Origin of the sequence: Methanimicrococcus hongohii (genome assembly GCF_032594095.1) — an archaeon.
Taxonomy (GTDB): domain Archaea; phylum Halobacteriota; class Methanosarcinia; order Methanosarcinales; family Methanosarcinaceae; genus Methanimicrococcus; species Methanimicrococcus hongohii.
Map to the genome: position 1 here is coordinate 520,824 of NZ_CP131059.1, position 22,969 is coordinate 543,792.

21 protein-coding genes, 2 tRNA genes and 1 pseudogene are annotated in these 22,969 nt (G+C 41.5%); 10 read left to right on the forward strand and 14 right to left on the reverse strand.

What is annotated here, in order from left to right; all coding sequences use genetic code 11:
* Nucleotides 1-17 precede the first annotated feature (17 nt).
* From MmiHf6_RS02325 to MmiHf6_RS02335, 4 genes and pseudogenes are all read left to right on the forward strand, one after another.
* Nucleotides 18-94: transfer RNA gene (locus MmiHf6_RS02325), tRNA-Ile, on the forward strand.
* 260 nt (nt 95-354) lie between these two features.
* The gene (locus MmiHf6_RS10200; protein WP_420891311.1) at nt 355-549 is read left to right on the forward strand and encodes a helix-turn-helix domain-containing protein; all 195 of its coding nucleotides are present in this window, start codon (nt 355-357) and stop codon (nt 547-549) included.
* 15 nt (nt 550-564) lie between these two features.
* Nucleotides 565-1,317 (forward strand): annotated as a pseudogene (locus MmiHf6_RS02330) (IS30 family transposase); the annotation flags it as partial.
* Nucleotides 1,318-2,211: 894 nt separating this feature from the next.
* Nucleotides 2,212-2,574 carry an MreA family transcriptional regulator gene (locus tag MmiHf6_RS02335; protein WP_316558103.1) on the forward strand — a complete coding sequence of 121 codons (363 nt, stop codon included), beginning with the start codon at nt 2,212-2,214 and terminating at the stop codon, nt 2,572-2,574.
* A 264-nt stretch (nt 2,575-2,838) separates the two neighbouring features.
* Here the strand turns inward: MmiHf6_RS02335 and MmiHf6_RS02340 are convergent, their stop codons facing one another.
* On the reverse strand, nt 2,839-4,200 hold the full coding sequence (locus MmiHf6_RS02340; RefSeq protein WP_316558104.1) for a PFL family protein: 1,362 nt from the start codon (nt 4,198-4,200) through the stop codon (nt 2,839-2,841).
* Nucleotides 4,201-4,245: 45 nt separating this feature from the next.
* On the reverse strand, nt 4,246-4,524 hold the full coding sequence (locus MmiHf6_RS02345) for an ACT domain-containing protein (RefSeq protein ID WP_316558105.1): 279 nt from the start codon (nt 4,522-4,524) through the stop codon (nt 4,246-4,248).
* 112 nt (nt 4,525-4,636) lie between these two features.
* Between MmiHf6_RS02345 and MmiHf6_RS02350 the strand changes: the two genes are divergently transcribed.
* Nucleotides 4,637-4,996 carry a hypothetical protein gene (locus tag MmiHf6_RS02350; RefSeq protein ID WP_316558106.1) on the forward strand — a complete coding sequence of 120 codons (360 nt, stop codon included), beginning with the start codon at nt 4,637-4,639 and terminating at the stop codon, nt 4,994-4,996.
* On the opposite strand, the gene MmiHf6_RS02355 is transcribed toward MmiHf6_RS02350, so the two are convergent.
* The 9 genes from MmiHf6_RS02355 to MmiHf6_RS02395 all read right to left on the reverse strand — a co-directional run bounded on the left by MmiHf6_RS02355 (nt 4,945) and on the right by MmiHf6_RS02395 (nt 14,229).
* The gene (locus tag MmiHf6_RS02355) at nt 4,945-5,997 is read right to left on the reverse strand and encodes a lysylphosphatidylglycerol synthase transmembrane domain-containing protein (protein WP_316558107.1); all 1,053 of its coding nucleotides are present in this window, start codon (nt 5,995-5,997) and stop codon (nt 4,945-4,947) included. The two genes, MmiHf6_RS02350 and MmiHf6_RS02355, sit on opposite strands and share 52 nt — an antisense overlap.
* 168 nt (nt 5,998-6,165) lie before the next feature.
* Nucleotides 6,166-6,744 (reverse strand): nicotianamine synthase family protein, encoded by a 579-nt coding sequence (locus tag MmiHf6_RS02360; protein WP_316558108.1) that lies wholly within the window; start codon nt 6,742-6,744, stop codon nt 6,166-6,168.
* A 165-nt stretch (nt 6,745-6,909) separates the two neighbouring features.
* Nucleotides 6,910-8,763, reverse strand: a complete 1,854-nt coding sequence (gene feoB, locus MmiHf6_RS02365) for a ferrous iron transport protein B (RefSeq protein WP_316558109.1) — start codon at nt 8,761-8,763, stop codon at nt 6,910-6,912.
* A gap of 14 nt (nt 8,764-8,777) precedes the next feature.
* Nucleotides 8,778-9,458, reverse strand: a complete 681-nt coding sequence (locus MmiHf6_RS02370; RefSeq protein ID WP_316558638.1) for an IS1595 family transposase — start codon at nt 9,456-9,458, stop codon at nt 8,778-8,780.
* 116 nt (nt 9,459-9,574) lie between these two features.
* Nucleotides 9,575-9,805, reverse strand: coding sequence for a FeoA family protein (locus MmiHf6_RS02375; RefSeq protein WP_338140909.1), 231 nt, complete (start codon nt 9,803-9,805; stop codon nt 9,575-9,577).
* 208 nt (nt 9,806-10,013) lie between these two features.
* Complete coding sequence (locus MmiHf6_RS02380; RefSeq protein ID WP_316558111.1) at nt 10,014-10,526, reverse strand: type IV pilin domain-containing protein; 513 nt, start codon at nt 10,524-10,526, stop codon at nt 10,014-10,016.
* A 205-nt stretch (nt 10,527-10,731) separates the two neighbouring features.
* Nucleotides 10,732-10,814 (reverse strand) — tRNA-Leu (locus MmiHf6_RS02385).
* 97 nt (nt 10,815-10,911) lie between these two features.
* Nucleotides 10,912-13,599, reverse strand: a complete 2,688-nt coding sequence (locus MmiHf6_RS02390) for a carbamoyltransferase HypF (protein ID WP_316558112.1) — start codon at nt 13,597-13,599, stop codon at nt 10,912-10,914.
* Nucleotides 13,600-13,662: 63 nt separating this feature from the next.
* Complete coding sequence (locus MmiHf6_RS02395) at nt 13,663-14,229, reverse strand: hydrogenase maturation protease (RefSeq protein WP_316558113.1); 567 nt, start codon at nt 14,227-14,229, stop codon at nt 13,663-13,665.
* 575 nt (nt 14,230-14,804) lie between these two features.
* On the opposite strand from MmiHf6_RS02395, the gene MmiHf6_RS02400 reads away from it, so the two are divergent.
* Nucleotides 14,805-15,218 (forward strand): hypothetical protein, encoded by a 414-nt coding sequence (locus MmiHf6_RS02400; RefSeq protein ID WP_316558114.1) that lies wholly within the window; start codon nt 14,805-14,807, stop codon nt 15,216-15,218.
* A gap of 229 nt (nt 15,219-15,447) precedes the next feature.
* On the opposite strand, the gene MmiHf6_RS02405 is transcribed toward MmiHf6_RS02400, so the two are convergent.
* From MmiHf6_RS02405 to MmiHf6_RS02415, 3 genes are read right to left on the reverse strand one after another with little or no spacing between them, the layout of a single operon-like run.
* The gene (locus MmiHf6_RS02405; RefSeq protein WP_316558115.1) at nt 15,448-16,221 is read right to left on the reverse strand and encodes a cytochrome B; all 774 of its coding nucleotides are present in this window, start codon (nt 16,219-16,221) and stop codon (nt 15,448-15,450) included.
* A 14-nt stretch (nt 16,222-16,235) separates the two neighbouring features.
* Nucleotides 16,236-18,041 carry a nickel-dependent hydrogenase large subunit gene (locus MmiHf6_RS02410; RefSeq protein WP_316558116.1) on the reverse strand — a complete coding sequence of 602 codons (1,806 nt, stop codon included), beginning with the start codon at nt 18,039-18,041 and terminating at the stop codon, nt 16,236-16,238.
* Nucleotides 18,041-19,195, reverse strand: a complete 1,155-nt coding sequence (locus tag MmiHf6_RS02415) for a hydrogenase small subunit (protein ID WP_316558117.1) — start codon at nt 19,193-19,195, stop codon at nt 18,041-18,043. The genes MmiHf6_RS02410 and MmiHf6_RS02415 overlap by 1 nt, the downstream gene beginning before the upstream one ends.
* An 834-nt stretch (nt 19,196-20,029) precedes the next feature.
* On the opposite strand from MmiHf6_RS02415, the gene MmiHf6_RS02420 reads away from it, so the two are divergent.
* The 4 genes from MmiHf6_RS02420 (at nt 20,030) to hypB (ending at nt 22,741) form a co-directional block, all read left to right on the forward strand.
* The gene (locus MmiHf6_RS02420; protein WP_316558118.1) at nt 20,030-20,287 is read left to right on the forward strand and encodes a HypC/HybG/HupF family hydrogenase formation chaperone; all 258 of its coding nucleotides are present in this window, start codon (nt 20,030-20,032) and stop codon (nt 20,285-20,287) included.
* A gap of 20 nt (nt 20,288-20,307) precedes the next feature.
* Nucleotides 20,308-21,405 (forward strand): hydrogenase formation protein HypD, encoded by a 1,098-nt coding sequence (gene hypD, locus MmiHf6_RS02425; RefSeq protein ID WP_316558119.1) that lies wholly within the window; start codon nt 20,308-20,310, stop codon nt 21,403-21,405.
* A 105-nt stretch (nt 21,406-21,510) separates the two neighbouring features.
* The gene (locus MmiHf6_RS02430) at nt 21,511-21,885 is read left to right on the forward strand and encodes a hydrogenase/urease maturation nickel metallochaperone HypA (RefSeq protein ID WP_316558120.1); all 375 of its coding nucleotides are present in this window, start codon (nt 21,511-21,513) and stop codon (nt 21,883-21,885) included.
* Nucleotides 21,886-22,051: 166 nt separating this feature from the next.
* The gene (gene hypB / locus MmiHf6_RS02435) at nt 22,052-22,741 is read left to right on the forward strand and encodes a hydrogenase nickel incorporation protein HypB (RefSeq protein WP_316558121.1); all 690 of its coding nucleotides are present in this window, start codon (nt 22,052-22,054) and stop codon (nt 22,739-22,741) included.
* Nucleotides 22,742-22,969 lie beyond the last annotated feature (228 nt).

Genomic DNA, 22,969 nt, shown 5'->3' on the forward strand with positions numbered 1-22,969 from the left:
TCAACAATAACCGATGAGGGCCCGTAGCTTAGCCTGGTGGAGCGTTCGGCTGATAACCGAAAGGTCCTGCGTTCGAATCGCAGCGGGCCCACCATCAAATTCTTTTTGTAAATTTTATACCGGAAAGTGACGGCTTTGCATATTAAGTAAATGAGTCATCTGACATTGAATCTTATTATTTATTATATCAAAAATAAGTCTTAATATAAATGAGTCTTAAAATTAAAATCTGATTTTTTTTAACTTATTCTGATTTTTTTAACTCCTGAATTCAATGGAGAAGTGCATATTCTCCGATAAAAATAAGTGGGTGACTATCTTCTTGTAATTTGCAGAAACAGGAGGATAACACCCATGCACACAACGGCTTTAGGATATAAAAAGTATACACATCTCACACTATACGAACGATTCTGGATTGAAATATTTTCATACATTGGGAAAACACAAGCAGAGATTGCGGCGGCCTTAGGCCGCTCACAATCTACAATTTCACGAGAATTAAAACGGAATCAGCCACTCAAAAACAAAGTGAAATACAATGCTTAGAGAGCTCAAAGTCGCAGCACAGAACGAAAATTGAATGCGGCAAAGAAAGAACCTTTGCAAGATCTTGAAACGCGTATGTATGTTCGTGAGCAAATCAAGATGGGATGGTCACCTGAACAAATTTCAGGAAGGATCAAAAAAGATAAACCCGGATTAAAAACCAACTACGAAAGTATTTACCAATATATCTACAAAGTTGAACAAAATTTAATCGGATGCCTGGCAAGACGGCACAGAAGACGGAAAAAAAGAGGATTGAAAAAAGAAAGACGGATTGGAAAAATTCCGGACAGGGTTTCGATTGAAGACAGGCCAAAAATCGTTGACGAAAGAAGTGAATTCGGACATTGGGAAATAGATACTGTTGTGTCAAGGGAATCAAAAGCGTGTCTTATGGTCGCAGTTGAGAGAAAAAGCAGATTTATGATTATAAGAAAATTGAATGATAAATCAACAAAAGAAATGATGGATAAAGCGATTGAATTTTTCAAAACGCTTCCGGAAAATATGAGGAAAACGATAACATTTGACAACGGAACGGAAAATGCAGGACATATGAGATTGAAAGATGAATTGAATATGGACACATATTTCTGCCGACCGTATCATAGTTGGGAAAAAGGGACTGTTGAAAACTCAATAGGATTGATAAGGCGGCAATGCCCGAAAAAAACAAATTTCGCTTATGTAAGCATTGAAGAATTAGATAAATTAGAAAAGCAAATTAACAACAGACCGAGAAAGTGCTTAAATTACATGACTCCGTAGGAAGTCATGAATTATGCACTTCTGGGTTGAAGATGGGACTTATTCTGTTTTTTAACTTATTCTGTTTTTTAACTAAACTCTAAAATTTTTCAATTTAATTCAAAAATTCTTTAATTAAATCTTTAATTTGATCCTTTAATTTAATTCTAAATTTCAATTATTCTGCTTTTTTCATCCGGATTTTTAATCAATCAGAACTAAACGGATTTATTTTTTAATTTATTTTTGAGATCAAACGCCGTCATTATTTCTGAAACAAAAATACAAAAAATAAAAATCAACGGCGGGCGAATTATTTAAAAAAATTATCATTGCAAATTATAGAAAAATTAGACATATTTGTTAAATTATTATTGTTTTAAAAATATCCAAAATAAAAAAATATTTAAATAATAAAAGAAAATATTTGAATTGACTGTTTTGACCGTTTAACATTCTATATCAATAAATTATTTCAGAGTCTTTTGAAATATAAAGATGAACTGTTTAAGATATATTTTAAATTATAAACATAAGTTTAAAATATAATTAACTGGTTTAAGTAATTGTTTGGAATTATAAAAACGATATAATAAATATGCGAAGACACGAAAACAAATTTTTGCAGACTGTCTGAGCGGCTCAATTAATTTCATACAATTATCGAATGAAATATATATAAATTTGTTTATTAGAATTGAATTCTAATAAATAAACATAAATATTATAACATGATAATTATAAATGTTTGACAAATCTGAATGTTATTTTGAATTTTAAAATTATTCTTTGATTTTAAAATAATCTTGAAATAACTTGATTCTTGAAGAACAAAAATTATCAAAAACAACTTCGGTTGTTAAAAAACGTACAAAAACGATTAAAAACGAAACGAGCTTAAATGAGGAACATATAATGAGTGAACAATACATTAGCAAAGATTCCGAAATGGTGGAACTGCTTCGAAAATTAGACATCAGCAGACCTGTTGCAAAAACATTGGCCTGTTTATCTGACGGCAGAGAATTAACATCTCATTCCATTGAAATGTCTTCCGGCCTCAGACAGCCTGAAGTCAGCATCGCCATGCGCTATCTGAAAAATAATAATTGGATTGAAATCAGAGAAGAAAAGAGAGACAACGGAAAAGGAAGACCTGTAAAATATTACAAGCTGACTGTTCCGATGGACAAAATCATTGAGAAAATCGAGGAAAGTATCCTCGAAGAAAGAAAAATGATTTTGAGAAATATCGAAGAATTAAAGAAAATCTCTTAATTCTTTGATTTTGTTTTTTTATTTTCAGATTTGGTTTCCATTCATAAAATTAAAAATAATTTTTTAATTGAAAACAATTATTTTCAGATTTCAAAATCGGAAAGGTTTACTTCCCGACTCGAAATCTGATAATAAATTAGATTAATTTTACTATTTTTTAAAAATATAATTTATTTTTATTTTAATGAAGAGCTTATGCTTTATTGAAGATTTTGAAAAAAAATTAAAAATTAAAAAAGTAAAAATCAATCCTGAAAACCGGAATCAATTGGTTAATGATTGGATCGGCGCGGGAATTCTGCCGCCGCGTTTTATAAATTCTTCCGAACTGAACGCAGAAACGCTCATTACGGGCGCTGCGCCCAACAAACCGCCGAATTCAACCGAATCGCCGACTTTTTTACCGACTGCCGGAATAATACGAACGGCCGTTGTCTTTTTGTTGATGACGCCGATTGCCATTTCATCGGCAATGATTGCTGAAATCGTTGACGCGGACGTGTCGCCCGGAACGGCAATCATATCAAGCCCGACCGAGCAAACACAAGTCATCGCTTCCAATTTTTCAAGCGATAAAGCACCGTCTTCAACTGCGCGGATCATTCCCGCATCTTCGCTGACGGGAATAAAAGCGCCGCTTAAACCGCCGACGGAAGATGAGGCCATCGCACCGCCTTTTTTAACGGCGTCATTTAAAAGCGCGAGTGCAGCCGTTGTACCGTGCGTTCCGCAGCGTTCCAAGCCCATCGCTTCCAAAATTTCGGCAACACTGTCGCCGACTGCCGGCGTCGGCGCTAATGAAATATCAACAACGCCGAATTCGACGCCGAGTCTTTCAGAAACTTCACGAGCCGCCATTTCGCCCATTCTTGTGATTTTGAAAGCTGTTTTCTTGATTTCTTCAGAAATTTCCCCGAGAGACGGATTCTTGAGCCTGCGAAGCGCCGAGTTGACGACGCCCGGACCGCTGACGCCGGCGTTAATCACGCACTCAGCCTCGCCGATTCCGTGAAACGCGCCTGCCATGAACGGATTGTCGTCGGGCGCGTTGGCAAACACGACCAATTTTGCGCAGCCGATGCTGTCCGCGTCTGCCGTCAGCTTTGCCGCCTGCTTGATGACATCGCCCATCAGCGCAACAGCGTCCATGTTGATGCCGGCTTTGGAGCTTGCCAAATTGACGGAAGAGCAAACGCGTTCCGTTTCAGCCAACGCTTTCGGAATAGATTCAATTAAACGGCGGTCACCGTTTGTCATTCCTTTTTGAACCAGCGCGCTGAAGCCGCCGATAAAATTCACGCCGACTTCTTTTGCGGCTTTATCTAACGTTTTTGCAACCGACACGAAATCGGGGCTGACACAGGCTTCGGCGGCAACAGCAATCGGCGTTACCGAAATGCGTTTATTGATGATCGGAATGCCGTACAAATCTTCGACCGCCTCAGCCGTGCCGACTAAATTTTCGGCTTTGCCGACGATTTTTTCATAAATATTTTGATTAAAAACGTCAATATCGGGATTGGAACAATCTCTTAAACTGATTCCCATCGTCACGGTTCGGATGTCTAAACTTTCCATTCGGACCATTTCGATGGTTTCCAAGATTTCTTCAGAGGTGAGATACATAAAACAGCTCCTATGCTCTTGTTATTTCTTTTTATTCGCCGATAATTAAATGCGGTGCATGTATCTGAAAACATCTTCATGCTGAACGCGGATTTCGACTTTGAATTCTCCGCCGACTTCGGCCATTTTTTCCTGAAAATCTTTCAAAACGAAATTTTCGCTTTTGACTTCGCCGATCATGAGCATTGTAAAAATATCTTCCATAAGCGTTTGACGGATATCGATAATATTGACGCCGTAATCGGACATCACACTTGTAACGCCCGCGACAATACCGACTGTATCGACACCGATGACTGTAATAACAAAACGGTCTGTTTTCATGATAATTTCCTGAATTTTAATGTAATAAAATTGATAATAATTGATAATAAAATTGATAAAATGATAAGAATGAATCGAATACACATTCAAACGATTTAAAGTATATATTATTTTGCGGTTTGCACTGCTGCTGCCGCTTCGGTGTTTGCTCTCAGGTGTTTGCACTCGGGCGTTTGCGGCACGCGGCGCGCTTGAGACGCTTCGTTTTTCTTTAATTTTTGAACTCTGTCCCCTCATTTTGTTTCTTTTTCAACAAAATTTTACTGCTGCCGCTGCCGGTCAGATTTCCGTTTACCGTGACCTGCTGCTGCCGTTACCGACCGATACGCCGTCACGCGCGAGCCGCACAGTTTTTTTCAAAAAAATGAAACATGACCCGCCTTTTAATTTAAATGAAAAAAGAAAACAGCTTTTCAGCTTTTATGATTCAAAACGGATTTCGGGACCGATCTCGGAGCCGATATCTGAATGAGCCGGCTGTTTCTTTTCGGCGCGCGATTTTTTAATCTTTTGAATTAAATCGTAAGCCGCGATAAAGCCTAAACTGAAAAGAATGACGAACCAGAAAGTAAAGAATCTGAAAACGACTGCTGTAATCAGCGACTGCTCGGAAGTTAAGCCGAACATAATCAAAAGGCTTGAAAGCGTCACCTCAAAAACGCCGAGTCCGCCCGGAGAAAGCGGAATCATCGCAATAAAATAAGCCGTCAGCGTCGCTCCCAAAATGGCTAACGGATTGATATCGCTTCTGTATTGATTGACCAAAATCATCAGCTTAAACGGGAAAAGCGCCCAAATGAAAACAGAAAGAGCAAGCTGAAACAGAAGTATTTTTCCGCTTCTGATTTTTTGCGCGTGTTCGGAAAATTCAATCAAACCTTTCTGAAACTTTTGAAGAGCCGGCCGCTTGAAATCATATGATGCGGCTTTGTTTGAAAGAATCTGCGGGCGAAACAGCAAAAGAACAAACAGAATCAAAATGCCGACCATAACAGCCAATAGAACCCCTTTCAAAAAAGGCGTTAAAAATGAAACGGAAGCGGGTAAAAAGATAAGCGCGATCAAATTTAAAAGAATCAGAGAGCCGACACTGATGATTTTTTGAATTGCAACTAAAGATGCGGCATCCGCCGTCGAGCAGCCGAATTCCGATTTGAACAAATAACCGCGGACAACTTCGCCGCCGACTTTCGCGCCGGGCGTAATCGATTCCGTCAAATTACCCTTCGAATTGATGTAAAACATTTTCCAAAAATTCGCTTTAAGACCCATCGCGCCGGCGATATGGCACCACTGGTAATTGAGAAGAAGCTGAGTCAGCAGCTGAAGACCCGCGCAAATAAGAATCAGCGGCAAAGTAATGGATTTTAAACTGTCAATAACTTCGGAAATGTCCGATGACAGAATAAGAGCCGCAAGCAAAAGAGCGACTGCAAGCCATAAAATTGCTTTGAAAAAGGTTTTTCGATTCATAATTCAATTCATAATTCAATTTATAATTCGATTTATAATTCAATTCATAATCCCGATTCAAAAACTTTGATTCATAATCAAATTCATAATTCGATTCAAAAACTTTGATTCATAATTAAATTCATAATTCGATTCATTAATCCTGATTCAAAATCTTTGATTATTCGATCACTTAATATAAAGAGACGTGGAACTGACGTTTCTGAACATGCCGTGCTTGATGCGTTTAAGCGGCGAAATCTCTTCAAAGACGGGCGCCGAAGACGATGAACTGTGGTGAACATAAAGCCGTCTCAATTTCTTTTTTGGAAAACGCATTGAAATTGTGCTTCCCTCATCCGCTTTTTCCCAAACGGCGTTGAAAACCTTTTCTTTGGGCGAAATTTGAGCAGCGATATGAATGACCGAAAATCCGGACATATCCAACGCTTCGCCGTCCTGCATGACAACAGAAATATACGCTTCCATATCTTTTCTTTTCAAAAGCCGTTTAGAACAGCGTACGCTGTTTTCATCGTTATCGACAACCGTGACTTTTGCGCCGGTCAGCGAATGAATGAGAAGCGCGCTGTACGGGCACGGACCGCCGCCGATACACAAAACATGATCGTTTGCCGTAATATTGGCGTAATTGATTTCACGCCTGACCATATTCTTGTAATAAGCCATTGTGACTTTGAAAAAGGAGGGATACTTACATGCAATCCGCTCCACCTTTTGCGTCCAATCAACAAATATCATAGACATACCAAATCCTGTAAGATACAAAATATAAACCAAAAAGATTAGAACCCTATTGTTTTAACAAATAAAACGTTTTTTTAATATCAGGATTTTAATAAAAATCGAAACCCTGATAACGGTGTTTTTCGGATAAATGAATTACCCGAATCAATCAAATCAGGCTGACAATCAAATCAGGCTGAATATGAACGTGCCGACATGATTGATAACACCGCCGACAAACAGCGCCGAAACCGTTGTCAATAAGACAATTCCGACAGCCGTTTTCGCATTGAATTCTTTTGCCAAAATACCGAAAACCGAGAGGCATGGCAGATAAAGCAATGAAACAATGGCGCCGATGTACATTTGAAACGCCGTTAAGTTAAGCATCAAAAGCGGCGCAACGGACATTTCACGGCGAACGATGCCTAAAATCAATGCCATGACACCTTCGCCCGGCAAACCGAGCCAGCCGACCATCAAAGGTTCGAGCCAGACAGCCAAGAGGTCAAGCATTCCGGTTTCTTTAAAGATCGCCGCAATGAAAACCGCCAAAAGCATCGGTCCTTCCGCTTCCCAAATGAACTGCTTGATGCGGATCCAAAGCTTTTTGAAGTAAGCTTTGCGGTTCGGAATAAGCAGATTCGGAACTTCAATCACGAGCGGGTCGACTTTTCCTTTGAAAACTTTGTTCGCAAGAAGTGCAACCGAGATGAAAATGACAAGCGCGGAAACCAATACTGCTGCGAAAAGAGTAAACGAATAATCAGAAGTCATCGCAATTAAAACGCTCAGCTGAGAAATACACGGAACGGAGAAACAAATCATCGTCGTGACCATTAATCTCTCTTTGTAAGTGGTTGCGGAGCGCGTTCCGATAATTGCGGGAACGGCACAGCCAAACGCAAGCATAATGTTGATCAAGCTGCCGCCCTGAACGCCTAATTTGCGCATAATGTTGTCAAATAATACAGATAAACGCGGCAGATAGCCGGAGTCTTCTAAGAATGTGAAAACGAACTGGAAAACAATCACGTACGGGATAACGAGACCCAAAATCCATTCAAAACTGATCACAAATATACCGTATTCGCCGACAAGGATGTTTAACAAAATGCCTTCGGGAATAAAACTTGTGAACAAATTCGTGAAGAACGGAACAATGTAATTGTTGATCAGCGGAAGAATCAAAACGGCACGCAGAGCCTTTCCTGTGCCGACGACAATTCCCAAAGACAGGACAATAACAAGCAATGCGATCGGAATGCCGGGCCACGGTTTAACCATTTTGTCGCCGAGGCGGTCCAACCGGCCGGGTTTGGCTTGTGATTTTTGTGTGACTTCTCTTGCGAGCGCTTTAGCGTCATTCCAATACTGAATGCTTTTGGCATCATCAAAACAGACTTCGCCGGACTGAGAAACGTTGAGTGTCGAGGCAGTATCATTCGAATCACAGCATTTTTTATTGGAGTCTTTATCGGCGTCTTTATGAAATTCGCCGGAACAGCCGCATGATGCTGCGGAAGCGGCAGAAGCAGCAGAAGCAGAAGCAGCGGGCGCTTCAGGTGCATTCTGAAGTGTTTCTTCCAAGAGGCTTTTCAATTCGTCAAAGCCTTCTTTTTTGACGGCAATCGTGGAAATAACAGGGCTGCCGAGTTTTTTGGACAGCAGCGGGACATCAATGGAAATGCCTTTTCTGTCAGCGACGTCCGTCATGTTTAAAGCGTAAACGGTCGGGATGTTGTATTCTTCTTTCAGCTCCAAAGCCAAACGAAGACTGCCTTCCAAGTTTGTCGCATCTAAGACAAAGATGATTGCTTTCGGACCGGATTTAACAAATTGAATGGCAATGGCTTCCGCTTCGGAGTTGGCATTCATTGTATAAGTGCCGGGGACATCGATCAGTGAATATGTTTTGTCGCCGAGCGCCATTTTGCCTTCCATGTAACTGACGGTGGTTCCCGCGTAATTGGAACTGACGACATGAATGCCTGTGAAGGCGGAAAAGAAAACGCTTTTTCCGACGTTCGGACTGCCCATTAATAAAATTTGGGTCATGATAAGAATAGAGGATTATTTCTAACAATCTTTAAGATTTTTTGATATAAATCCTCATTCCTATAATTATACCTAAATTCACATTCTTTTAAATGAAGATAAAAATACTTTTTATTAACTCCTCTATGTTTACTCATTCTGGTTTTAGAGAATCCCCAAAATCCTTCAATCCCATTAATATGGTGTTTCCCATTGACAAATTCATCTTTTCCATGATCCACTCGATGATGTTTTTTATATCCTGCATCTTCTAATCCGTTGTATCCATGCCATTTATCTGAATTGATTTCGCTGTCGAGATCCACTTTTTCTTTAATGATTTTTTGTAATGTTGATTTGGAACAATCCGGGACGATTCTTGTGTAAACTTTCTCTTGCCGTTTTACAATCCCAAAAACAATCGTTTTGTGACCGGCACCACGGCCACGCTTTCCTTTTACGCGTCTCGGGCCGAAATATGATTCATCAACTTCAATTTCTCCTTGAAATGGAGCTTCTTGTTCACAAAATTCGGCAATCCGCTCGCGGATTGCCATTAAGTATCTGTTGATTGTAATTCGACTGATTCCTGTGATTTTAGAGATTTGAGTTGCATCAAGATCGAAAGCAAAAAGCTTCACAATTTGACGAAATTTTGCTTCAGAAATTTTCGAACGGAAAATGTATTTATTTTTCATATGCAAGGTCATTGTTTGAACACCAAATTACTTAGTTGTTCTTATCATGACCCTAAAATTTTATTTTGTAACCCCAAAACCTTCGGGTCTTCCCCTAAATCATGACAACCCATTTATTATTCAGCCTCCCGAACAAGAATTTGAGAAGCTAAGTCTTTGCCGACGGCGACTTTTCGGGAGGAAATGTGTAAAATCACAGGACCGCCTAATTTGTAGCAGTGGCTTTTTCGGACAACGGATTGCGGATAAATTCCGAGACATGCAAGCAAAGCTGCATCGGGAACGCTTTCGACGACATAGTCGGTGTCGTTTGGAGCAACGTAAATATTTTCATAGAACTGACTAATATTAAAAACCCCTAAAAGATTTTATTTAATAAAATAAGTTTCGTTTTACCAAAAAGTAATTTTACAACAAAACACATCTATAAAAATATAACCGCGAAAATTTTTCGGTAAAAGTCAGAAATTTATCAATGACAGATGACATAAAAATAAAATTAATTTAATAAAATAATATAAAAAATAATGAAAAAAGATTAAAATTGTAAATTCATTAAGTGACATAAATGACTTTTTTGTAAAGGATTTGATTGTTCACGGAATCCACAATAACCAACTCGGCCGACTCCCCCGAGCCGAGAATATTTTGCGACGGTTTTTTTGTGCTTTGTGAAACGGGATAAGCCAAAACCGCTGTTTTACCGCTGCCGATACCGCAGACTGCAATCGAATCTCCGATTCCGAATGTATCGCCGGAAAAGTAAGACATATCCGCTTCGGATTGGTTGAACAGAATTCGTATATCAGACATTTGAATCGGCGCGCCGCCCGAATGCTCGATTCGGATGACAGCATAATTTGAACTGCCGACAGCGGCGTTTTCAACACGGGCGCTTAAACTGACCGGCTGAGACGGCGCTTGAAATTCGTAGCTGAGCACTTCGGTTGCCAAGTATCCCGCCATGACGACGGTGATTGCAAGCAGGAGCAGAACACCAACAACGGGAGAAATGCCGCGATTGTCGGAGAAGAAATTGAATTTGGAAATTGGCTTTTTGAAATTCATGAGAATACCTCAAAACCCAAAGATATTCGCAAACGGTTAAATGTTTTTAAATTATTTGAAAAGTTATGAAATTGAAAAAATAAAAAGAGATGAAAAAAGAGATGAAATATAAAACAAAAAGAAATCGAAATTAAAAAATAATTTTAAAAAAAGAAAAATTGAAACACCAAGGAGGTGAGTGTTTCAATTATTTTTGGTCCGATAATGCGAGGGGTGGGAGTTGAACCCACGAATCCCTTCGGAACCGGATCTTAAGTCCGGCGCCTTTGACCACTCGACAACCCTCGCTGTCAGTGGACCAAAAATAAGAGAAAGCAACCGTATAATCATAACAATTATATTTAAAGGTTATTCCCGAGATTCTTTTCTCCGTTCTTGTATTATTTCAGTGCTTCGATTTGGAATTTTTTTCTGCGATTAACCGCGCCGTCACCGATGCGACCTGTCCGTGCGAAATACATCCGTCACCCGGCGGCAGATTTTTATGAGTCAATAAAACAATGCCGTTTTCCTTTAATGTTTTTGCCAAAACCGACACGATATAATCATTGTTTGCAACGCCGCCTGACACGCAAACCGTTTGAATTCCGGTTTCTTCAATGTTTTTTAAAGCCAAACGGCCGATTCCTTCGGCAAAAGCGTGAATAAACAGTGCCGCCAATTGATTCTTTGTAAATCTTGAATTTTCGCCCGCGATGACTTCTAAATAAAGAGAATACAGGAGCGCGGACGTATCAAAAAGTGTACGTTTTGCGCCGTCATTTTCTTTATTTTTGCTATTATTTTCTTGGATTTGTTTGAATGTCGGCCGGAAATAAGAAAGATCATTCAATGTCGGCAAATTTTCGGAGCCCAAAACATCCGAGAGAAAAGACATTTCGGACAAATCCGATGCCGCCGTCAATTCTAAAACGCCCTGATACGCCGTCGACTCTAAAATCATTGCCGGCTCACCGTCATAAGTGCGTTCGCCGCAAAGTCCGAGAAGTGCCGCCGCCGCATCCAAAACGCGTCCGGAACTGCTTGAAAGAGCGACATTGAAATTGTTTTTCAGCTGCGACAAAACGATTTTTGCTTCCTCGCTTCCGCGCGGGAAATAAAGATTCAAAGACAGCAAATCCTCTTCGGAAAGCGTTTCGTTTTGAATGTAAGAATAAAGCATTCCGAAAACGAGCCGCGACGGAAACTTAGTTGCCAAGTCACCGCCTGCCATCGGCTGCGGCGCAAGCGAAGACAAGCGTTCATATTCGGCGTAAGTGCATTTTAAAATCTCGCCGCCCCAAACCGTTTGATCGTCACCGTAGCCGACGCCGTCAAGCGCAATTCCGAGAACAACAGAATCAATCGGCAGATCATTGTCGGCCATGACGGAACAAATATGAGCGTGATGATGCTGAACCCGAACCAAAGCGGAGCCGTTTGCCGCCGCATAATCTTGGGCGAAATGCGTCGTATTGAAATCGGGATGCATGTCGCAAGCAATAATTTCGGGACGAATGCCTGTCAGCTGCCCGAGCGTCTCAAAAGCCTCCGCATGATAAGCAGCCGTTTGCAAATGTTTTGTGTTTCCGATGTATTGCGATAAAAAAATATTTCCGTCTTTTGCAAACGAAAGCGTGTTATTCATTTCGGCGCCGACGCCTGAAACAGCTGTTTCGGCTGTTTCGGCTGAAAACGGCAGTTTGATTCTTTCGGGAACAAAACCGCGCGAACGGCGCAGAAAAATCGGCTCGTTATTGACGAATCGAATCACGGTGTCATCCGTTCTGTTTTGAATGGTGCGATTATGGAAAAGGAAATAATCGGCGATATGAGACAATTTGAAAAAAGCGTCATCATTATCAATCACCATCGGAAGTCCCGGCAAATTGGCGGAAGTCATAACAACGACATCCGTTTTCAAGAAATTGAATAAAACATAATGAGCCGCCGAATACGGAAGCATAATGCCGATATTATGAAGTTTCGGCGCAACCGAAAGCGCGAGCGCGTAAGAATCGGATTTATTGCAAATGGCAATCGGACGGCGCACATTTTCGAGAAGATCAAGATGATCAAGAGTTTCAGAAGTTGCAAAAGTTTCAGAAGTTGCAAAAGTTTCAGAAGTTGCAAAAGTTTCAGAATGAATTCGTTCTTTGTTTTCACGGCGAATCCGAGCATGATTTTCGATAACATCAGTCGTTCGAACCATAACGGCAAAAGGCTGCGCCGGACGTTTCAATCTGTCACGCAAAAGACGGACGGCTTCTTCATTGAAAGCGTCGCAAACGAGATGAAAACCGCCGTCCCCTTTTAACGCAACAACAAAACCGTTATCGATTGCTTTTGCGGCTTCTTTGAGCGCGTCGGTTCCGGAAGAAAGAACAACCGTTTCTCTCGTATTCTTTATTTCTTTTGTATTCCTTGTTTCTTTTGTTTTCCTTGTTTCTGCTGTTTCTCTTGTTTCCCTTTTGTCAATTTTTTTTGAAATCTCCGCTGCGGCCGACTTTTCAAATGTATGAATCGGACCGCATTTCGGGCAGCAGACCGGCTGCGCATGGTAGCGGCGGTCATTGACATTTGTGTATTCGTTCAAGCAGTCACTGCAAAGCGGAAAGTCATTCATGACTGTGTTTTTGCGATCATAAGGCAATTTTTTGACAGTCGTGTAGCGCGGACCGCAATTTGTGCACACCGTAAACGGATACAAGTAACGGCGGTTATCGGGCGATTGCATGTCGGACAAACAGTCGGAACAAACTGCTGTATCGGGCGGAATGATTGAGTTTCCCGATTCGCCTTCGGCGCTTTCTAAAATTAAAAATTCGTTTGACCCGAATTCCGCGCCGCTGAATTTTTCATCAGAAATATTGATTTCATCAATTCTTGAAAGCGGCGGATTTTTTGTCTGCAAATCAGATAAAAAAGATTCAATATTTTGAGGGCTGCCCGCCGCGAGAATTTGAACCATGTTTCCCAAATTGATAACGGAGCCCGAAATGTGATTTTCAATTGCCGTCCGGTAAACAAAAGGACGAAAACCGACGCCTTGGACGACGCCTTTAATCAGAATTTTTTTGTAAACCTCAGACATATTAACACGGATTCACAGAGATAAAATAACAGAAAATTATAGAAAAATAATTCAAAATAACAATTAATCAGTCAAATCTTTTCGAATCTCATCCAAAACTAATGGAATTAAACGATCAATGGCCGCTTCGACTTCGGGGCTCATATCAGTCGTTAAATTCACTTCATCGGGATGTTTTTGGATTTCAACGCCGTAAACAACGATTTCGGGCAGTCCTTGGACTTCGCGGGCGATTCCGAGAACCGTCGGAACCGAAACGTCGTGTGATGACATCATTTTTCCGACGCCTTCGCCGTCAAGCAAATCTTCGCCTTTGATTCTTAAAATCGCGCCGAGATTTTGATCACTTTTCAGCGCGTCGATAATGATAATTTTATCAAATCCTTCCAAAAAACAAAGCATATCCAAGCCGGAAACGCCGGCGTCCAGGATATCAACTTCCTTCAAATAAAAAAGAGAATCAAGAGACAACTCGGGAAAATCCGAAAAGAACGGATCAGACACGGGTATGCCGCCTTCTAATTTATCTTTCATCGCCGTCAGTTTTTCAACCGTATGAATGCCGACACCGTCATCGCCCATCCATAAATTGCCGCAGCCCATAATTCGAATTGTTTTTTGAGACACCATAATGATTCAGCCGAATTTGAATTGATTTTCAGTAATTGGTAATGATAATGATAAAAGGATTGCACAGATTGTATAAAAGGTATCTGATTGAAAACGCGTTTCAAGATGTTTTTCTCGGCTGCCGCCGGCGCGCGAACTGCATCATTTTGATTTAGATTTTTAAACCCGGCCATGTTTTTATTTCATTTTCAGATGAAACCTAAACATCCAATTTTAAGAAAATCGGTGAACCTGAACGCCCGATAAAACCCTAATCTTAAATTTTTAGATTTTCGATAAAAAAAGGCGTTCCGTTTTTGATGAAAATTGGATAAAAAATGATGTTTCAATCAATTTTAAATTGAATTAAAGTTCAAAAACCGTCCCCTCCAACGACGCGTTTCCGGAGCGCAGCGGAGGAAAGAAGGAGTTGGAGATTCTTACCATGAAAAATAAAAACACAAAAGACACCTGATTTTTCAGCTGCGTTCGGTTACAGCTAAGCCTGCCGGTCTGCAACTGTCTTTTACTGCGGACTGATCCGGTCGAGCCCGCCGATTTGCAACTGTTTTTATGATTGCCACTGCCAATCGGGTTTGTGTTTCTGTTTTGCCAATCAGGTTTACGTTGCTGCTTGCATCTGCTTTTTTTTGAGAAATCCGTTCGCATTCGCGAACGTGCCGCTGCTACCTACAGGTTTCTGTTTCCGCTTGCAAGTCAGGTTTCTGTTTCCGCTTGCAAGTCAGGTTTCTGTTTCCGCTTGGAGTCAGGTTTCTGTTTCCGCCGGCAAGTCAGGTTTCTGTTTCCGCCGGCAAGTCAGGTTTCTGTTTCCGCTTGCAGGTCAGATTTCTGTTTCCGCTTGGAGTCAGGTTTCCGTTTCCACTTGCAGGCCCGGTTTGCGCCGCAGTTGCCGCTGCCGGCAGCCGCAGCCCGCCGCCGCGCGAGCCGCTCCGCTTTTCAATCAATTTTCAAATCAAACGACGATTTTTTTCAAATACAGAAAACGATGAAATAAAATATGAAAAAATTTCAAATTGAACGACAAAATTTTCAAAATAGAAAAAACGATGAAACAAAATGTAAAAAAATCAAATCAAACGAATCAAAAAAATAAGTAACAAAAAAAAGAATGTGGAACTTGAAACTTGTGTTTCAAGTCCGTCCGCCGCTTCGCGCCGAACGGATTAGAAAAGGAAACAGAGGGTTTCCTTAAATTTTCCTTTTCCTTTCCAAATATCGTTAATGTTCGTGGTCGTCTTCATCAATGACCTGGACAACAGGGCTGTCCAAGTATTCCTTACCGTCAATGAAAATCGATCTCCAGTACTTGAACACCTTGGTGTCGAATTCCAAAATGAAAGCGTGGCAAATCAATTCAAAGATAAAGAAGTACGTCAAAGCCAAGTGAAGCCAGCGTGCAAATTCAAGAGCATTCATGTCCAGAATCGGAGAAATCCAGCCGAAAATAATAATCAGCCAGTGAGCGATCGGAATACCGACAATATTCCAGTCGACCGCGTAAAGAACGATTCCGGTAATGAGGATCAAAAAGATACACATACCTTCCAAGACGATGAAGATTTTAAACATCGGGTGAAGCTTGGTTCTGTAATGACCGGTTGCTTTGTTATAGACCGTAAACTCAGGATACTTCTCCTGCTTTCCGAAGAAGTTGAGAATCATGCCCTTCAAACGGTAGTAATCTTCCTTGTTGAAGATGTAACTGTAGTAGAAGTGCTTGATAATGCCTTTAACGCCGCCTTCCTGCCAGCCGTGGGAAAGAATTCCGTACGGCACCAAAATCCAGTTGGTGACGAGCAATACCGGAACCATAAACATGTGCAAAAGGCGCGCGTTATGGTATGAGATAATCTCTCCCCAGCCAAAGTAAATGGCTAAGCCGGTAAAGATCAACGTCAACATGGCAATCGCGTGGAAAGTGTGTGTCCAGCGTTCAACCCAGTTGTAACGTTCTACCACTATTTTATCGGTTTTCTGTGCACTTGATGACATTTAGAAAACCTCCATCAGAATAATTCATAATCTCTGGGCGCATTCTTTCCTGTTGCATCAATTGTATGAACGGCACAAGCCACACACGGATCGTAAGAACGGCCGACGTGAAGGATCGCGACAGGGTTTGTGTAATCGGCACCGCCGACATTGTCAACACCTGAGATCGCATTGCCGACAAGTGCCTGTTCAACCGGGCACGGAATTCCGTTTTCATCACGCGGGCCCAAGTTCCAAGTACTCGGAACAATCGCCTGGTAATTCTTGGTTTTTCCGGAACCGTCAGCGACAATCCAGTGACCGAGAGCACCTCTGGGTGCTTCCCAAATACCCATACCTCTGTTATCCTTGGCTGCTCTCATGTCAAGTGGCGCTGCAAAATTCTTATTTCCGAGGTCGATGTCATAGAGGAAGTCAACGATTTTGTGAGCGACAATTGCAGTTTCATGCATACGGGCAAGAACTCTTGTGTAAACGTTTGCCGGAGACATGCCGTTTTCAACAAACGCACTTGCAAGACCCATAATAAGCGGATCCTGGGCGACAATCAAACGGGCGAGCGGACCGACTTCAGCGGCAATGCCGTCATAGCGCGGTGCTTTGAGCCAGCTGTATTTGTCAGTCGGGCCTGCATCAAGATTGATCTTGTCAGTATCTGTAACCGGAACAGTCGTTCCGTCATACGGGTGTCTGGACGGTGTGTCGTCTTCATAGAAGGCGCACTGAATACTTTCAGAAATCTTGGTCGTGTCAAGGTCTTCGAACTTCAAGTTGCTTGCGCGAACAACACCTGATGTGAGGAAACGCTCGCCGGTCGGGCTTGAAGGTGTGTAGCCGTCTTTGGTGCTGTCATAGAAAGAACCGTAAGACATGAAGCACATCTTGCTTGCGTCGCTGTAACCGCCGAGTTTGTCGAGTCTCAAACTTGCCGGAAGACCGAGAAGTTTTTCACCGACGAGTTCGGAACCGAATGCTGCGAAGAGTTCAACATCTTTCCAGCCGTTTGCTTTTGAGAAATCGTTGTTGGAAGAGTTGTTGATTAAGCTTGCGAGATGGTCCGTCACGAATTTAACGGCTGCTGCGGGTGAACTGGCTTGGGATGTGTTTGCAATCCAAGTGTCAAGCGGCACGCCGAGCGTGTGGTTCTGAACAAATTCCATGACTTTCAAGTAGATTGCTGCGGATTTTGTAATGTCGCCGAGATCGGGCGTACATGTGACACCGCCTGCGACGGTAACAGCCTGGTGGGGCATTTTACCGCCGAAAAGGGCAATTGCTTCTTGGAGTCTCTTCTTTTCGGGAATTGCATATAAGTAGCTTTCACCGACAGGGACTGCTTTGCCGTCAACTTTGTAGCTGAGCGGTGCGAATCTGCCGAGAAGTTCTTTCCAGACAGCGTCACCGGTTGCGCCCAAGTTAAGGGTCGAGCCGGTCAAAACGTCTCTGTATCTCGGGTTTGCCAAGTCGGGACCGAATAAAATGTAGATGTGCGTTGCGTGACTTGCAACGATGTTTGCTGCCTGAATGAAGTTTCGAACAGCAAGCGCGTTCTGCGGGACGCTTTCTGCGACCTGGTAGAGGTCGTCAAGCGCGTTTGTTGCGGTCATTGAGTGTGAAATCGGACAGACACCGCAGATTCTGGCAACGTGAAGGGGAGCATCTCTGGGGTCTTTGTTCTGAAGCATTCGTTCAAAACCGCGGAAAAGCATACCGCCGCTCTGTGCGGATGTGATGATGCCGTTTGCGTCTACCTCAGTAGAAATTCTCATGTGACCTTCAATTCTTGTTAAGGGATCAACTGTAACTTTAACCATTTTCATCACTTCTCCTTGTTAACTCTGCGGACAGCGTGAACGCCGGCTGCAACGACTGCAGCGCCGATTGCAAGGGCTGCGACGGTTCCGATGTTGATGCCGAACAGAACGCCTGCGCTTTCCCTTTCTGTAAAGTAAGGCATTGAGCCGTTGGGGAAAATCGGTTCGACACAAGCAATGCACGGGCCGCCGGCCTGCATACAGAGGCTTGTTCCGTTGTTCCACTTTCTGAGTGCGCAGTCTGCGTGGACGTAAGGTGCTTTACAGCCGACTTTCCACAAGCATCCGCCTTCTGCGAATCTCTCGTCGAGAACTCCGCGGTCATAGAAGCCGCGGCGCGGGCAGTTGTCGTGAAGCGTGTTGTTGGGCGGGTAGAAGACCTTGGGTCTGCCGTCGTCGTCTAAAATACCGCTCAAGTCGTTTAAATTGATCTTGCCGAGGATGACGGCTGCGACGGTCAAGAAGAACCAGTCGGGGTGTGCCGGACATCCGGGAAGGTTGATGACGGGTTTGTTGCTGATACCGAGAACGGCGTTCATGCCGCCTTTTTTGTCTTCGGTTTGGTTAACGCCCATAAAGTCGCAGTATTTCTTTGTGTCACAGTCTGTAACTGTAATACCGCCGTAAGTTGCGCATGTACCGAGAGCGATAATTGCTGCGGCGTTCTTTGCGCATTTTTCGTAAATGCTCTTAAAGGTGTGCGTTCCGATCATGTTGATCTTGCCTGTGCCGTCCGGACCGTTTCCGATGGATCCTTCAACGACAAGGACATATCCGCCTGCTTTGACGAGTTCGTCAAGCAAAATTTCACCGTTTAAGTCGGAAGTTCCGACCAATTTACCGTCAACGAAAATACCCTGCGGAGCCAAAAGCGTCTCGTGGTATTCCAAGCTGACATTTAAGTTGCTGAGTGCTTCCGCAAATTCCGGGTTAGCGGCGTTTAATGCGGATTCGGAACAGCCTGTACATTCTGCACCGTGGAGCCAAAGGACTTTTGTTTGCGGGAAAGCAGCTAATGCGTCTGCAAGCTGTGTTCCGTACATGGAAACAAAAGAAGTTGCTCCGAGGGCAGCTACCGCCTTTAAGAATGTGCGGCGGTCGACCTTGAGAATATCAAGGTTCTTGAATTGTTCAATCATATTCAATTTTTCACTAGCCATTTGAAAACCCTCTACTGTAAACACTATAAAGTAGTAGCATCTGACTATATTCCATATGGTCTATATAAACATTGCCCACATTTTTCATTAAAAAACATGCAGGATTGCATCGAAAAATGACAAATCCGATAAACAATTTTCGATATGTCAAACGATGTTTTTGAGATTTGGAGTAAAAATAAATTTTTTCTGAAAAAAATTCGATATATCGAAAAGATAATTCGAAATCGGTCAAGCCAACCTATTTATATAAAAAAAGAAAATAAGAGGAAATCTGTAATGAAAGATGATGATAATAAATGGTCAAAATACTCATTATAATATGACAAATTAAAATGAAATTATGAATTATGAAATTTATGAGAATTAAAAAGAAAATAAAAAGAGAAATTAAAAAAATAAAAACTGAGAAATGAAATTAAAAAATTTGAAAATAAAAAATTTGAAAATAAAAAATTTGAAAATTCTAAAAAAATTGAAAATTCTAAAAAAATTGAAAATTCTGAAAACAAACAATAATTAAAAGTAATAAATTATGAAAAACCAAAATTCTGAAAAATCTAAACAATCTAAAAAAATTGAAAATCCTGAAAAAATTGAAAATTCTGAAAACTAACAATAATTAAGTAATAAAATTATGAAAAATGCGCGACAAATAAAATTAAAATTGTTAAAACGAAAAGAAGAGGTCTGTAAAACATCATTTCAGGCAGAATCAGCATTTCAAGACCATAGATTTATTTATAGGATGAAAGAAACGACACATTTAATCATTTAATTTAATTACAAACAAAAACGAATCCAAAAACGAAAAAAGAAGAGAGGCGAAAAAACATGTGTATTGCAATTCCCGGAAAAATTTCCAAAATTATTGAGGAAAACAAAGCTGAAGTTGATTTCGGCGGCGTTTTCAGAGAGGTTAATTTAGATTTGCTCGGCGGCGCGTCCGAATTAAATGTCGGCGACCACGTTTTGGTTCATGTCGGCTACGCGATTTCAATTATTACAGAAGAAGAAGCGCGTTTGACTGCCGAAGCTTTTGAAGAATTGATGGCGGCAAATGAAGAATTTGATCGTGAAATCGGCGCGTAATGGAGAGGACAGGGGAAAACATGACGACAAAACAGGATCCGTTTGTTAAAAATCCGGTCGAAGTTCAGAAAAAACTGATTGAAAACATTTCAGCTTATCCGAAACCGGCGCGAATCATGCACATTTGCGGCACGCATGAGCGAACGATTGCCAAATACGGCATCCGCAGTTTGCTTCCCGGCAGAATCGAAGTTCTCAGCGGTCCGGGCTGTCCGGTTTGCGTGACGCCCGATGATGATATTGACGCCGCGATTCTTTTGGCAAAAAAAGGCTTCACTGTTGTCACATTCGGAGATATGCTCCGCGTTCCGGGAACGGAAGAAAGTTTATTTGACGCGCGCGCCGAAGGTGCTGATGTCCGCATGGTTTATTCAATTGACGACGCGATCAAATTCGCCGCGGAAAATCCCGAAAAAGAAGTCGTTTTCTTTTCAATCGGTTTTGAAACAACGATTCCGACAACAGCCGCTGCCGTGCGCCGCGGTTTGCCTGCGAATTTTTCAATTTATACATCGCTTAAATTAACGCCTCCCGCAATCAATTTGCTTGTTCAGGATATTAATGTAGATGCGTTTATCGCGCCCGGTCACGTTGCCGTCATTACCGGAACCGTTCCTTACGAGGATTTCGCGAAGAAAGGATATCCGATTGCGGTTGCCGGTTTTGAATCATATGATATTCTGCTCGGCATCAAAATGCTTTTGGATCAATTAGCGGGAGGAACGTCAACGGTTGAAAACGCGTATATGCGCGCCGTGAAAACAGAAGGCAACCCGATTGCGATCAAAATGATGGAAGACGTTTTTGATATTGTTGATGTCGAATGGCGCGGCCTCGGAATCATTCCGGGCTCCGGCTACCGCTTGAAAGAAGAATACAAAGAGCATGACGCGGCGATAAAATACAAAGAAGTCTATGAAGACGATTTGAACAAATTGCGTGAAATCCGCAGCAAGAAAAAGAAGAACTGTATTTGCGCAACGATTTTGACCGGAAAAGCAACGCCTGCCGACTGCCCAATGTTTGAAAAAGCCTGCAAGCCGACAAATCCGATCGGACCGTGTATGGTCAGCGATGAGGGAATGTGTCACAGCTGGTACAAATACTGCCGCGATTAATCAAAAATCAATCGAAAAGAACAGTAAAACCGGCAGCAAAAAAGGCAGTTAAAGAAACAGCAAAGCAGCAAAAAGGACAGAAAACGGTAAAATCGGAGAACAAAAATGCACGAATATTCTTTAGCGATCGACTTGATGGAAAGTGTTTTGACAGCGGCAAAAGACAATGACGCGAAAATCGTGAATCAGATCAGCGTTAAAGTCGGGCGGATCGCGCATGTGAATCCGGTGCAGCTTGAATTCAGTTTAAAATCCGTCAGTGAAGGAACGATTGCGGAAAATGCTTCTTATTCATTTGAATATGTTGATCCGGAAATCAAATGCTTGTGCGGCTATTTTGGAAAACCGAATATTTCCGAAACGGAAGATGATTCGGACATGCTTGAATATTTGGTGTCGCTTGTTTGCCCGCTTTGCGGAAAAAACGTGGAAGTCATCGGCGGAACGGAGCTTGTTGTTGATTCGATTGATATCGACTGAGAAATGATTAAAATGTGAATTATTTTGTTAATTATTTTTAATTATTTATCAATGATTTAATTTCTTATTATTTTATTAATACAAATCAAAACAGAAAAGAAAGAAAAAACCAGAGAAAATTAAGAAAAACAAGATGTAAATAAAGAAAAACAAAGAGGGATAAAACATGTGGAATTATTTTTTGGCGACGGGACATATTATTAACATCGGTCATGATGTTTTCAAGGAAAACAGAAAGCTTGCGGATAAAAATCGTGAAGTTCTCAAAAAAGCGGGCGTTTTTTCCGTCAATATTATGGGCGCTATCGGCTCCGGAAAGACGACTTTGATTGAAGAAGCGATCAAAGCGCTCGGCGGCAAATATAAGATTGCGGCAATTGCGGGCGACGTGATTGCCGATATGGATGCGTCACGCTTTGAAAAGTTAGGCGTGAAAACGATTCCGGCAAATACGGGAAAGGAATGTCATTTGGACGCGCACATCGTGAATGATTTGCTCAAAAAGAATGATTTGAGCGGCTACGATATTTTATTTATTGAAAATGTCGGCAATTTGATTTGCCCGACCGACTTTGATCTCGGCGAAGATATGAAAATCGTTGTTGTCAGCGTCAGTGAAGGCGATGACATTGTTTTAAAACATCCGGTTATTTTCAAAACGTCCGATTTGGCGGTCATCAACAAGATTGACATTGCCGAAGCGGTCGGCGTGGATCCGGAAACGATGATAAGAGACGTTAAATTCTTGAATGATAAGATTCCGATTCTTCTGACATCTAAAAAGCAGGAAGAAACGGTTGAGGTTTGGGTCAAAACGATTGAAAACGAAATGCTTGAAAAGAAAAACGGCAATTAATGCAATAATCAATTAAATATCAATAATCAATTAAACGCAAACTTTTCAATTCAAACAATTCAATTCAAACAATTCAATTCAAACAATTCAATTCAAACAATTCAATTCAAACAATTCAATTCAAACAATTTAATTCAACAATTCAAACAATTTAATTCAACAATTCAAACAATTTAAAATTAATTTTTTAACATTTTGTAAAATATTTTGAATATATCAATTTAAACA